This window comes from Niabella hirudinis (assembly GCF_051201075.1).
In the GTDB taxonomy this organism is placed as follows: domain Bacteria; phylum Bacteroidota; class Bacteroidia; order Chitinophagales; family Chitinophagaceae; genus Niabella; species Niabella hirudinis.
In genome coordinates this window covers 267,361-280,190 of the sequence record NZ_JBPEHJ010000007.1, presented here as the reverse complement: position 1 = coordinate 280,190, position 12,830 = coordinate 267,361, and the positions used below count along the sequence as shown (strand labels likewise).

Genomic DNA, 12,830 nt, shown 5'->3' with positions numbered 1-12,830 from the left:
AATACAGCGCCGGAAGTAATCGCATCCAAAGTAAATGCTACACCTATGACCATAAAACGTTTTGAAGACCTGGATATCTGGAAAGATGCAAGAGCAATTTGCAAAAAGATCCATATTATATCAATTGAAACCAATCTAAGGAACGATTTCAAATTGTTGGGACAAATCAAAGGATCTTCGGGTTCAATTATGGACAATATTGCTGAAGGGTTTGAAAGAGATGGCAATACAGAATTTCGGCAGTTTCTTTCTATTGCGAAAGGTTCTGCCGGAGAAACAAGATCGCAACTACACCGCATTCTTGATTGTGGTTATATTGATGAATTGCGATTCCTGAATATTAAAAATGAACTGGAACAATTAAGTGGTAAGATCAAGAATTTTATTACCTACTTGAATAAAAGCAACTTCCAGGGCAACAAATTCAAGTCCGGGATTTAACCTGAAACTTCAGACCTGAGACCTGGAACTTAAACTTTGTAGCTCGAAACTTGAAATAAAAAACGAAAAATCACAAATAAGAAATGTTAAGCATTAAAGACCTCCGTGCAGGTATTGAAGAACGGGAAATTTTAAAGGGAATTAACCTGGACATTAAGGCCGGGGAAGTACATGCCATAATGGGGCCCAACGGTTCGGGGAAAAGCACCCTGGCCTCTGTATTAGCCGGCAAACAGGATTATGAAGTTACCGGTGGCTCTGTAACCTTTGAAGGAAAGGACCTGCTGGAGCTGGCTCCTGAAGAAAGAGCCGGGGAAGGTATTTTCCTGAGTTTTCAGTATCCGGTTGAAATACCCGGGCTAAGCACCACCAACTTTATGAAAACAGCGGTGAACGAGATCCGCAAATACCGGGGACAGGAAGAGCTGGACGCTGTTTCATTTTTAAAGAAAATGAAAGAGAAAATGGCGCTGGTGGAAATTGACCAGTCCATGCTGAGCCGCTCACTGAACGAAGGGTTTTCCGGCGGTGAAAAAAAGCGCAATGAAATCTTTCAGATGGCTATGCTGGAACCCAAACTGGCCATCCTGGATGAAACCGATTCCGGTCTGGATATTGATGCCATCCGCATCGTGGCCAACGGCGTTAACAAACTGCGCACCGCAGAAAACGGCATCCTTGTTATTACCCACTATCAGCGTCTGCTGGATTATATCATCCCCGACTTTGTGCATGTATTGTATAATGGCCGCATCGTAAAATCCGGTACCAAAGAGCTGGCTTACGAACTGGAAGAAAGAGGATATGATTTTATTAAAACAATGTGAGAATATGAAAATATGAGAATGGGGAAATGCCGTAGGCTTGTAACACCGTAAACACATTTCAAAACCGGGATACTAATTTTCACATTATCATACTTACACATTTTCTTAAATTAAACAATGGATACAATAACATATTTTAAAGATCGTTTTGAAAAGCTGCAGGAACAACAGCTGGATTCCCGCCTGAAGTCCCTGCGCGATGATGCTTTTAGCGCATTTGAACAAACGGGTATTCCTACGGTAAAACACGAAGAGTGGAAATACACGAGGATCAATGATTTCTTTAACAAGGATTATCATTTTACAACAGACCTGAAGGAACAGCAGTTTCGTGCTCAGGAACTGCAGCCTTTTTTATTACCGGGGCATGAGAACGCCAACAGCATCGTTTTTATAAATGGACATTATCATGCCGAACACTCGGTCCTCCGTTCGGAGGAACTGGAAGTAATATCACTGGAAGCGGCCGCCCATAACCAGTATGCACCCGTGGTGGAAAAACATCTGGGGCATAGCGCGGATTACCACAATGATGGAGTAAATGCATTGAACACGGCATTTATACAGGAGGGCGTTTTTATTCATATACAAAAAGGCAAAACGGTTAACCATCCCGTTTATATTTATAATGTGACCGATGCCCGTGCAGGCAATATTTTTGCGCAGCCAAGGGCGCTGGTGCACCTGGCGGAAAACGCACAGGTAGAGATCCTGGAAACTTTTGCAACCATCGGCTTGGATGAAAGTTTTACCAACCAGGTTTTTGAAATTGCGGTAGAAGAAAACGCGGTGCTGAATTTATGCAAGATCCAGAATGATGCGCCCAATTCTACTATTGTAAGCACCACGCATGTGCACCAGGTAGGCAAAAGCGTTGCCAATGTGGTAACCATCTCTTTAAGCGGAGGACTGGTACGCAATAACCTCAACATGGTCATGTCGGCCCCCTACTGCGAAGCCAACCTCTCCGGGTTGTACCTGCAAAACGGGTATACCCATGTAGACAATCATACCGTGGTGGATAACCGCCAACCCAACTGCCTTAGCAATGAACTGTACAAAGGCATTATGAATGGCCACTCCACCGGCGTGTTTAACGGAAAGATATTTGTGCGCCAGATAGCCCAGAAAACAAATGCCTACCAAACCAATAAAAACATTTTACTCTCCGGCGATGCCACGGTAAATACCAAACCACAGCTGGAGATCTTTGCGGATGATGTAAAATGTTCGCATGGTTGTACGGTGGGCCGGCTGGATGATGAGGCCCTGTTTTATCTGAAAACCCGTGGTATTTCTGATGCCACTGCACGCGCTTTGCTCCTGCACGGGTTTGCACTGGATGTGCTGGAAAAGATCGGCTCAGAAGATGTACGGGCCTATGTAAATGCACTGGTAACCTCCAATCTGCAACTGGACTAAGACAGTTGCAAACAGATTGCGGAATAAGAGTTATTAAAGATCCAATTACACTAAAAATACAGGTGATGAGTAATGAAACTATGATAGCAGCCGGAAAAAATAAGGTGTTGGATATCGAAAAAATAAGGAATGATTTCCCCATCCTCAACCGGATGGTTAAAGGACATCCGCTGGTCTATTTCGATAACGCGGCCACTTCCCAAAAGCCGGCCGCCGTTATTGATGCACTGGTACATTATTATACACACTTAAACGCCAATGTACACCGCGGCATTCATACCCTTGCGGAAGAAGCCACTGCGGATTTTGAAGCCACCCGCGATGCTATCCGTGGCTTTATCAATGCCGCACACCGGGAAGAGATCATCTATACCAAAGGGACCACGGAAGGCATTAACCTGGTAGCCTATACCTGGGGCCGGCAAAACCTGCAGGAAGGTGATGAAATCATCATATCCGGTATGGAGCATCATTCCAATATTGTTCCCTGGCAGATTGTGTGTGAAGAAAAGAAAGCCCTGCTTAAAGTAATACCAGTTACGGATAAGGGCGAGTTGGATATGGAAGCTTTTGAAGCCCTGATTTCAGAAAAAACAAAGCTTGTTGCCATCGTGCATATATCCAATGCCCTGGGCACTATCAACCCCATTAAAACGATCATTGACGCAGCACACCGCAACGGCGCCCTGGTGCTGGTAGACGGCGCCCAATCCTCCATGCACCTCGATATTGATGTGCAGGCACTGGATTGTGATTTTTTTGCGTTATCTGCTCACAAGATGTTCGGCCCCACGGGTTCCGGTGCTTTATATGGTAAAAAGCATATTCTTGAAGCCATGCCCGTATTCAATGGCGGAGGGGAAATGATTAAAGAGGTTAGGTTTGAAAAAACGACCTATAATGAACTTCCCTATAAATTTGAAGCCGGCACGCCCAATATTGCCGATTTTGTGGCGTTTAAACCAGCCATTGAATATATAAATACACTGGGGAAGGAAAGCATCCGCAGGCATGAAGATGCGCTCCTCTCCTATGCTACAGAAAGGGTAAAAGAAATTGATGGCTTAAAAATCATTGGAGAAGCAGATGAGAAGGCCAGCGTACTTTCCTTTGTGATCGATGGCGTACATCCGCAGGATATAGGTATTTTGTTGGATAATAAAGGAATTGCAGTACGCACCGGCCATCATTGTGCCGAACCGCTGATGAACCGCTTTTGCATACCCGGAACCATTCGGGCATCTTTTGCAGTTTATAATACACTGGAGGAAGTTGATAAACTGGCGGAGGGCTTAAAAAAAGCTATTAAGGTATTGAGATAAAATGCCACGGTAACCGTATTAAAGTATGATGAAGGGTAAATGGCTTATAAACCCGGCCTGTAAATAAATTTAAAGATGGCAAACAGTAAAAGCATACCCGAAATAGAACAGGAGATTGTAGAGGATTTCTCTCTCTTCGACTCCTGGGATGATAAATATGAATACATCATCGACCTGGGCAAGAAATTGCCCCCGCTGGAAGATGTATTTAAAAAAGAAGAGAATAAGGTAAAGGGCTGTCAGTCTACCGTATGGCTGGTAGCCGACTATCAGGATGGTAAGGTACTTTATAAAGCAGAAAGCGATGCCATTATCGTAAAAGGATTGATCAGTATGCTCATCCGGGTACTTTCCAACCATACGCCCGATGAAATCTTAAGTACCGATATGGATTTTATCAATAAGATCGGCATGACGAGTCACCTGGCGCAGACCCGCTCTAACGGGTTGCGGGCCATGGTAAAACAAATGAAGCATTACGCACTGGCATTTAAAAGTTCAAGGTTTAAAGTTTAAGGTTCAACGTCAAACGTCAAACCTTAAACAATAAACATCAAACTAAAAAAATATGGAACAGGATACAATGGAAGAAAAGGTCATCAAGGAGTTGCAAACCATATTTGATCCGGAATTACCGGTAAATATTTATGAACTGGGCCTTATTTACAAGATAGAGGTTCTGGATCATAATTATATAAAAATACTCATGACACTTACGGCCCCCTCCTGCCCCGCGGCGCAGTCGCTCCCGGTAGAGGTAGATCAAAAGGTAAGGGCCATAGAGGGGGTAAGCGATGTAGAGGTAACCATCACCTGGGATCCGGCATGGAATAAAAGTATGATGAGCGAAATTGCCCAATTGGAATTAGGCTTCTTATAAAACAACACAAGAAAGAAACAGGGAATCCACGAAAAATTATCACGATGAAAATTACCGCACAGGAAGAATATGGCTTAAGGATCCTCATCCGGCTGGCGTCCTGCAAAGATGAAGAAGGATTGAGCATTCCCCAGCTCAGTGAAGCCGAGGGGCTCACCACGCATTACGCGGCAAAATTGGCCCGCACCCTGCGTATGGCCAATTTTATACGCAGCACTCCGGGTAATAAGGGGGGCTATATTCTTGCCCGCCCCGCGGGCGAAATCGTTATAAAAGATGTACTGGAGGCGCTGGGAGGCGTATTATTTGATACCAGTTTTTGCGGTGCACATAAGGGCAATATGCGGTTTTGTACCAATTCGGTCGATTGTTCTGCCCGCTCCTTATGGCAAATACTGCAACTGACCATCGACAAATTACTGGTGCAGATCACCCTAAGTGATTTGATCGGGAAAGAGGAAGAATCCTCTGTAAAATTCAATGGACTGGTGCGTCAGAACCCGGTTTTGTAACCCTGTTTTATATATTTATTTTAAAATAACTTATAAACAAATGAAAAACAGTATTTTATTTTAAAAATATTTTTTTATTAAAACCGGTTACCTTTTTTCAAAACCGGTATTAATATCAAATTATAATTTTAAATTAAAAAAACAAACAATGAAAAAATTATTTGCAATTGCTCTGATCGCAGTTTCTTTCGCAGCTTGTAACAGTTCTGAAACAAAAACTGAAGAAACTCCAGGTGCTGATACTTCTCTGAATGTAGCTCCTGCTCCGACTCCTGCTCCTGATACTACAGTAGCTCCTGCCGGTCAAGATACAGCTGCTAAAGCTCCTGCTGCAGATACAACTAAAAAATAATTTAGTTATACTTTAGCAAAAGGTTATTAACCGCCGCCCCGATTCAATCGGGGCGGTTTTTTTATGCATGTTCCGGTTTGCGGTGGCTTTGTAATACGTTTTTAAGCGCCCGGAGCATGAGCCCAATCAACTCCTTCCGGCAGGTGCCTACACTCAACCGGTACCATTTTTCGCATTGCGCCGCGCCAAATACCGAAAATGGGAGGATTGCAATACCCGCTTCATCGAGTAATAACGCCGCAACATCGCCCGGGATATCAATTTTTATGCTTAAGTAAATAGATGCCTGCGGCGGAATGGCATCTACCGGAAATCCCTCCTGCTTAAAATCACGGATGGCATTGTAAACCTGTTGCAGGCGCTGATAAATTTCGCTTTTAAACCCAATAAGAAATGTTTTTACCGCTTCGGGGTTTTGCAGAAAACGGGTCACGGCTTTTTGTTCCGCCATCGGCGCCCAGGCTCCTACATGGCTTAAAACAGCTTTCATTTTTGCTATAACAGGTGCAGGCCCATATCCCCATCCCACACGTACCCCGGTAGCAGCAAAAGCCTTGCTCACCGCATCTGCATAAATACAATAGGGCCGTACTTCCGGGCAAACCGAAACCGGATCCGCGTGTACCGAACCCTCATGAGTGAGCAGGTGATAGATCTGGTCATACAGGATGTATAATTTTTTTTGCATGGGCGCACGCCGCTCATTTTCGTCCACCACCAGCCGGCAGACTTCTTGTAGCTGGCCGGCGGTGTAGCAGGTGCCCGTTGGATTCTGTGGAGAGCAAAGGGCTAATAATACCGCATCCTTTATATGCGGAGCTATGGCTTCCGCTACCGGCATAAAATGATCCTCCGGCCGGGTTTCGATCCGGCAATGATTTCCCTTTGTAAGCTGCACATAGTAATTGTTATTCCAGGAGGGCACGGGGTAAATCACTTTATCGCCGGGATCTACTATCACCTGGTAGGCGGCATAAATCAGCGGCCGCCCCCCGGCTGCCACCAGTATATCGGCCGGCGGGTAATACAGCCCCTGCCCCTCCTTTATAAATGACGAAAGCGCTTCCCTCAAATCGATATTTCCCTCGGCCAGCGGGTAATTCGTTTGCCTGTTCCGGTAAGCATCGATAATGGCTTCTTCCAGTAACTCAGGGATTGGAAATACCGATGGATCAAAATCACCAATGGTAAGGTTATAGATCTTTTGGCCCTGCCGGATGCGTTCTTTAACAGCATTTCCGAAAGCCAGTATGGCCGACCCCGGTATGGATTCCGCTAATTGAGAGAGCTTCATTAGAAATGTAATATATTAAATGATGAATATAAAATGTAAAACAAGACGGATCCTATGACTATTGACCGTTCACAATTGACTACAAATTGCCCCTTGCCTCCTGCTCGCGTTCCAACGCTTCAAACAAGGCTTTAAAATTTCCTTTTCCAAAACTTTTGGCGCCTTTGCGTTGGATGATCTCAAAGAACAATGTAGGGCGGTCCTCCACGGGCTTTGAAAATATCTGTAGTAAATATCCCTCTTCATCACGATCGATGAGGATCCCCAGCTCTTTCAACGGCAGCAGGTCTTCATCAATTGCGCCTACCCGCTCCAGAACGGAATCATAATAGCTGGCTGGTATCTTTAAAAACTCCACACCCCGGCTTCGGAGGATGCTCACCGTCTCAATGATATTGTGGGTGGCCAGCGCCACATGCTGTACGCCTTCGCCTTTATAAAACTCCAGGTATTCTTCCACCTGCGATTTCTTTTTTCCTTCCGCCGGTTCATTGATTGGGAATTTTACAAAGCCATTTCCATTGCTCATTACCTTACTCATGAGTGCCGAATATTCAGTAGAGATATCGGTATCATCAAAGGATAAAATATTCCGGAAGCCCATTACCCCTTCATAAAACCGCACCCATTTGTTCATCTGGTTCCAGCCTACGTTGCCTACGCAATGATCTACATATAACAAGCCCGCAGGCAGAGGATTATAGGCACTTTCCCATTTCTGATATCCCGGTAAAAAGACGCCGCTGTAATTTTTCCGTTCAATAAAGAGATGAATGGTATCGCCATAAGTGTGGATGCCGCTCATGATCACTGCACCCTGCGCATCTTCCATTTTCAACGGCTTCATATAGCTTTTGCCACCGCGCCTGGTAGTTTGCTCCCAGGCATCGGCAGCATCCTGTACCCGGAGGGCCAGCATCCGTACACCATCTCCATGCAGGGCAAGATGGGCTTCAATTTCCGGACAATTTTTTATGGGCGTGGTAAATACAAAAGTGAGTTCGTTTTGCCGCAGCACATAGCTGGCTTTTTCCTTTACACCCGTTTCTGGTCCGGCATAAGCCAGGGATTGGAACCCGAATGCCGTTTTATAAAAATGGGCCGCCTGTTTGGCATTCCCTACATAAAATTCAACATAATCCGTGCCTTCCAATGGCAAAAAATCGGTAACCGCGGCTACCGTAGCGGCCGCTGATGCAATAATATTTGTATCAGACATAATAATAATTTTAACGTAAAAATGATCCCGTAACCGGGAAACAGAATGGATCAGGAAACCTTGTTAGCTTCGGTCAGTGGCCAGCGCTTCAATCAGCAACACATAGTTGATGCGTTTGTCTGAAAAAATTTTATATGGATAATCTGGTCGCACTTTTTAATAATAACAAATGTACGTTATTTTATTGAATGCGGTAACTTTGCATCAGAAATTTTCACATGCCTTATTTCAGGAATTTCATATACCCGATCGATAAACGTCGATGGAAATTTTATTTCCTGCTGGTTGCGCTTGCCATGCGAGCGTAACGGATCATGATATACCACCGGCAACGACCAGCCCTGCACTATTGATAAAGTGATTGCGACGCAAGACTGATGCCCTATATTCTGCAGCTGGTATTTTGCCATTTCTCCTTCAATATTCATTGTTCTAAACTTTAAATTTCAATGCCACACTATCATACATTGGGAACCATTCCCCATAAGCGTCACACCCAGTTTCGTAAACCCAATGGAGGGCTTTATAGCGAACAGCTTTTTTCTACCGAAGGTTTTAGTAATGACTACGCGCTGTTGTATCACTGCCATCCTCCTACCCAGATCATTAAAACAGAGCCGCAGCGGGATGTGAGTCCGCTTATAGCCGAAGAAAAAATGCTGCAACACCGGTGTTTTGAGGGTTTTCAGATAAGGCCGGCTGCCGATTTCCTCGAAAGCCGTATCCCGGTGCTGGTTAATAACGACTGTCATCTTGTGCTGGCCGCACCGCAGCAAAGCATGACCGGTTATTTTTATAAGAATACGGATGGCGATGAGCTGCTTTTTGTACACGAAGGTTCGGGGGTGGTAAAAACACAATACGGCGAGCTTGCTTTTGGTTATGGCGATTATATTGTGCTGCCCCGGGGTACCATTTACCAGATCCACTTTAATGATGCGCATAACCGGTTGTTCATCGTTGAGTCTTTTACCCCCCTCCGGTTCCCCGGGCGCTACCTGAGCCAGTATGGCCAGCTGATGGAACATGCGCCGTACTGCGACCGGGATATACGCCCCCCCGGCAGGCTGGAAACGATCGATGAAAAAGGCGATTACCTGATCCGGGCCAAAAAGAAAGGAATGCTTTACGGCCTTCACTATGGCACACATCCTTTTGATGTGATCGGCTGGGACGGCTGCTGTTATCCCTTTATCTTTTCGATCCACGATTTTGAGCCCATCACCGGGAGGGTGCATCAGCCACCACCCGTACATCAGACCTTTGAGACCAATGCCTTTGTGGTTTGTTCTTTTGTACCCCGGTTGTTCGATTATCACCCGCAGGCGATTCCCGCACCCTATAACCATAGCAATATCGATAGTGACGAAGTGATCTATTATGTAGACGGGGATTTTATGAGCCGTAAAAATGTTACCCGGGGGATGATCACCCTGCACCCGGCTGGCATACCCCATGGGCCGCATCCCGGCGCCGTGGAAAAAAGCATCGGCGCCCGGGAAACAAAGGAATTGGCAGTAATGGTAGATACCTTTCATCCGCTGATGATTACCCAACAGGCGCTGGAAATGGAAAATCGGGAATATATTATGAGCTGGGCAGAATGATGATCAACAGATCAATGGGGATACATTTTGATTCGTGAGGACACGAATCAAGGCAACGGATTATATTATGAGCCGTGGGTATTTTACCCGCGCTCCTAAAGCGCCACCGACAGGTGCAGCATTACCCGGTCGTTGGCCCTTACAATACCATTAGCCAGGTTTTGAGAGAACGGCGTTTGAAAGTTAGCGCCGATCGCTATTTTCTTATAAGCTGTTTCAACTCCCGCTGTTCCCATCAGCAGGTTTCCGCCAGATACGGTTACCAGTACATCATTATCAATATCCGTCTTTGCATATTCGTACTGCACACCGGCATTGGGGGCCAGCATCAGCTGACCGGCGATCCGGAATTTATAATAAGCCTGTGCGTTCAGGTTCAGCTTATCCCCATAGCGGTATTGATACCGGTTGGCGGTATTTATTTTGTAATAAGCGCCAAGGTTGATGCCGGCGTCCTGTACCCGCAGGTCATACATGCCGTTTAATGAAAAATCGGTGCTCCCGGAGCCCAGCTGAAAAAGGTTGGCGCTTTCGCCCGCTGTATTTCTGTCCGACGGATTATAGGCTCCTGTAGCCAGCTTTACACCACCGCCCAGCCAGAGGCTTTGTACCAGTAGTTTATTGCCCGCCGGCTGCCGTTTATTGATCACCTGATAAAATGCAGAAAGGCTCACGTCCCCCATACCGCTTTTGGTGCGGGTTCCGTCCTCATTGCTGCGCCGGTTCATACTGTAGGGTACGGCAGCCATTACACGAAACTTTTGGGTAATATTCCAGCCACCCCAGGCTTCGGCGGTATTATAGTACTCCGAACTGGTCAGGTAAGTTTTTTGTCCGCCCACGCCCAGGTGGCTCCAAAGTGCATTATGCCGGTAGCGGATGCCGAATATATGTTTGTGAAAATCCGGCAGGATACCGATATAGTCATTGCCCACACCACAACCACAGATATCGCAGGCCATTGAAGACCGCGGGATCAATCCTGAAATTAAAAAAGACAATACGACTTTTATACATAATTTTTGCATTGTTGCTGTTTTTGCTGTTAAAGGAAAACGACCGCTCCTGTTACCGTTCTGCCAGGGAGCGGTCTGTAATAAATGCCCGGTCGTTCAATGTGGCCAGGAACGCAAGGATCTGTTTCCGTTGTGCCGGTTTGAGGGGAATCCCCGGCTGCCCGTTTTCCGAAAGCAGCGGATCCAATCCGGGCCCCGGTTTCATCCCGGTTGTATAATGATCCAGCACGGCATCTAATGTATAAAAGCGGCCATCATGCATATAGGGTGCGGTATAGGACAGGTTCCGCAGTCCCGGCACTTTAAATTTATACTGATCCTCCGGACGCAGGGTTACTGCAAACCTTCCCTGATCATCGTTGGCACCGGCACCGATGCCATTGTTGCGGAAGCTTCCATCTGTAAAAAGAGGCTCTTTGTGACAGCCGCCGCATTTCTGAATCACCAGCGTGCGCCCGGCAGCTTCCTCTCCCGTAAAGACGGCGGATCCTTCATGCCGCATAACACTGTCGTATTTTGAACGGCTGCTGATACAAAGCAGCATAAACTGGGAAAGCGCCTTCATTAAATTACCGGTACTGACCTGTTCGGTTCCAAACGCTTTTTTAAAGAGCCCCCGGTATTCAGGAACCGCCTGTAGTTTTACCACTACATTGGCTATCGTTTCATCCATTTCCTCATGGGTGGTTATGGGTGCTATCGGCTGCAGGTCCAGATCAAAGATCCCCCCGTCCCACATTAATAGCGGAGCCCATGCCAGGTTCATGATGGGGGGGGCATTCCGTTTTCCCAGCCGGTCATCAATGCCATGACTTACATCGTGCCCGTGCTGGGTGAAGGCGGATGATTGGATGTGGCAGCTTCCGCAACTGATGGTGTTATTACGCGAAAGACGCGGCTCATAAAACAGTTTCCTGCCCAGCTCAAAACCATCCTTTGTTACCGGGTTGGTTTCAAAATGGTATACCGGAGCAGGAAAATTGGCGGGCTGCTGAAACCCCGCAAACAGCTCCTTTCCCCTGCCTTCATCCGGAAGCCCGCGTGAACAGGCAAATACGAGCGCCATCAATGTTACGATCACTGCAATATGTTTCCGGTTCATGCGCTTAATTTTCGGTGTGATCGTGTACAAACATCTTTGCGTAATTGTTGGCGATGTTGACGCTGTAATCGCTGAACATAACCTGGGGGTTGGCTGCAAAGCTCACATTTGTTGTTCCACTCAATACTTTTGATAGGTCGGCCATCAGATGAATATTGGCCGAGCGGTCTTTACGTACCTGGACAATGCCCCTGGCCGTGAGGTCGATCGTAATAACTTTGATGTTATTGATCGTTGGTGCGCTGTATCCCCCAAAGCCCCCGATATGATAGCGGAATTTATGCTGACCGGTAGGGTCTGAAGGTGCATCGGCCGCGATCCCTTCCATTTTAAAGAAGATATACCCGCTGTTCCATCCCCAATACATTCCATCATGACTGCCGGCACCGGGGTCCAGTACGCCTGTGCGTTTGCTAATATCCATGGTGCTTCGCAGACTGTCAACACCCAGGGTGAAGGTGAGCGAGGTGTAGTTGCCTTCCGGCACTTTTACGCGGGCATACTTTGTTTCGGGAGCATCCTGGCGGATGAGAAAATAGCTGCTATCGGGGTTTACCGTATAGACGGTTCCATCTGCCTTCTTTACCTGGATATTGCTGATAAAATACTCCAGTAACTGTATGTTGTAGGACTGGCCCAGGGCATTGGTATAGGTGCCGGTATTCAGCACCAGTTTTTGTCCGCCTACGATATTATCAAACTCTATAGACAACGGTGCCAGCTCATTTTGATTGTAACCGGGCTCTACGGGATCTTTGGAGCAGGAAGCCAGCAACAGGATTACTATAAACAGGATTGCATTAAAAAAAGCGTATAAAAATTTCATTTTGAAAAAG

15 protein-coding genes are annotated in these 12,830 nt (G+C 46.3%); 9 read left to right on the top strand and 6 right to left on the bottom strand.

Going from position 1 to position 12,830, the window contains the following annotated elements; translation table 11 throughout:
• Positions 1 to 45: 45 nt before the first annotated feature.
• The 8 genes from GGU45_RS15215 to GGU45_RS15180 all read left to right on the top strand — a co-directional run bounded on the left by GGU45_RS15215 (position 46) and on the right by GGU45_RS15180 (position 5,756).
• Positions 46 to 441: a four helix bundle protein gene (locus GGU45_RS15215; protein ID WP_435226121.1), complete on the top strand. Its 396-nt coding sequence runs from the start codon at positions 46 to 48 to the stop codon at positions 439 to 441.
• Between the two features lie 83 nt (positions 442 to 524).
• Positions 525 to 1,268: a Fe-S cluster assembly ATPase SufC gene (gene sufC, locus GGU45_RS15210; protein WP_435226119.1), complete on the top strand. Its 744-nt coding sequence runs from the start codon at positions 525 to 527 to the stop codon at positions 1,266 to 1,268.
• A 117-nt stretch (positions 1,269 to 1,385) separates the two neighbouring features.
• Positions 1,386 to 2,690 (top strand): Fe-S cluster assembly protein SufD, encoded by a 1,305-nt coding sequence (sufD, locus tag GGU45_RS15205; protein ID WP_435226117.1) that lies wholly within the window; start codon positions 1,386 to 1,388, stop codon positions 2,688 to 2,690.
• A 65-nt stretch (positions 2,691 to 2,755) separates the two neighbouring features.
• Positions 2,756 to 4,012, top strand: coding sequence for an aminotransferase class V-fold PLP-dependent enzyme (locus GGU45_RS15200; protein ID WP_435226115.1), 1,257 nt, complete (start codon positions 2,756 to 2,758; stop codon positions 4,010 to 4,012).
• A gap of 75 nt (positions 4,013 to 4,087) precedes the next feature.
• Positions 4,088 to 4,528 (top strand): SufE family protein, encoded by a 441-nt coding sequence (locus GGU45_RS15195; RefSeq protein ID WP_435226113.1) that lies wholly within the window; start codon positions 4,088 to 4,090, stop codon positions 4,526 to 4,528.
• 52 nt (positions 4,529 to 4,580) lie between these two features.
• Positions 4,581 to 4,892, top strand: a complete 312-nt coding sequence (locus GGU45_RS15190; RefSeq protein WP_435226111.1) for an SUF system Fe-S cluster assembly protein — start codon at positions 4,581 to 4,583, stop codon at positions 4,890 to 4,892.
• Positions 4,893 to 4,936: 44 nt separating this feature from the next.
• The gene (locus GGU45_RS15185) at positions 4,937 to 5,404 is read left to right on the top strand and encodes an RrF2 family transcriptional regulator (RefSeq protein WP_435226109.1); all 468 of its coding nucleotides are present in this window, start codon (positions 4,937 to 4,939) and stop codon (positions 5,402 to 5,404) included.
• Positions 5,405 to 5,552: 148 nt separating this feature from the next.
• A complete protein-coding gene (locus tag GGU45_RS15180; protein ID WP_435226108.1) occupies positions 5,553 to 5,756 on the top strand; it encodes a hypothetical protein in 204 nt (67 codons plus the stop codon).
• Between the two features lie 61 nt (positions 5,757 to 5,817).
• On the opposite strand, the gene GGU45_RS15175 is transcribed toward GGU45_RS15180, so the two are convergent.
• From GGU45_RS15175 to GGU45_RS15165, 3 genes are all read right to left on the bottom strand, one after another.
• Positions 5,818 to 7,050 carry a pyridoxal phosphate-dependent aminotransferase gene (locus tag GGU45_RS15175; protein WP_435226106.1) on the bottom strand — a complete coding sequence of 411 codons (1,233 nt, stop codon included), beginning with the start codon at positions 7,048 to 7,050 and terminating at the stop codon, positions 5,818 to 5,820.
• Between the two features lie 79 nt (positions 7,051 to 7,129).
• Positions 7,130 to 8,269, bottom strand: a complete 1,140-nt coding sequence (hppD, locus tag GGU45_RS15170; RefSeq protein ID WP_435226104.1) for a 4-hydroxyphenylpyruvate dioxygenase — start codon at positions 8,267 to 8,269, stop codon at positions 7,130 to 7,132.
• 176 nt (positions 8,270 to 8,445) lie between these two features.
• Positions 8,446 to 8,697: a hypothetical protein gene (locus GGU45_RS15165; RefSeq protein ID WP_435226102.1), complete on the bottom strand. Its 252-nt coding sequence runs from the start codon at positions 8,695 to 8,697 to the stop codon at positions 8,446 to 8,448.
• 21 nt (positions 8,698 to 8,718) lie between these two features.
• On the opposite strand from GGU45_RS15165, the gene GGU45_RS15160 reads away from it, so the two are divergent.
• Positions 8,719 to 9,876, top strand: a complete 1,158-nt coding sequence (locus GGU45_RS15160; RefSeq protein WP_435226100.1) for a homogentisate 1,2-dioxygenase — start codon at positions 8,719 to 8,721, stop codon at positions 9,874 to 9,876.
• Positions 9,877 to 9,971: 95 nt separating this feature from the next.
• On the opposite strand, the gene GGU45_RS15155 is transcribed toward GGU45_RS15160, so the two are convergent.
• The 3 genes from GGU45_RS15155 to GGU45_RS15145 are packed head-to-tail and all read right to left on the bottom strand — an operon-like array spanning position 9,972 to position 12,820.
• Entirely contained in the window at positions 9,972 to 10,904 is a 933-nt protein-coding gene (locus tag GGU45_RS15155; RefSeq protein WP_435226098.1) for a transporter, read from the bottom strand.
• 40 nt (positions 10,905 to 10,944) lie between these two features.
• On the bottom strand, positions 10,945 to 11,994 hold the full coding sequence (locus GGU45_RS15150; protein ID WP_435226096.1) for a cytochrome-c peroxidase: 1,050 nt from the start codon (positions 11,992 to 11,994) through the stop codon (positions 10,945 to 10,947).
• Positions 11,995 to 11,998: 4 nt separating this feature from the next.
• The gene (locus GGU45_RS15145) at positions 11,999 to 12,820 is read right to left on the bottom strand and encodes an MbnP family protein (RefSeq protein ID WP_435226094.1); all 822 of its coding nucleotides are present in this window, start codon (positions 12,818 to 12,820) and stop codon (positions 11,999 to 12,001) included.
• Positions 12,821 to 12,830 lie beyond the last annotated feature (10 nt).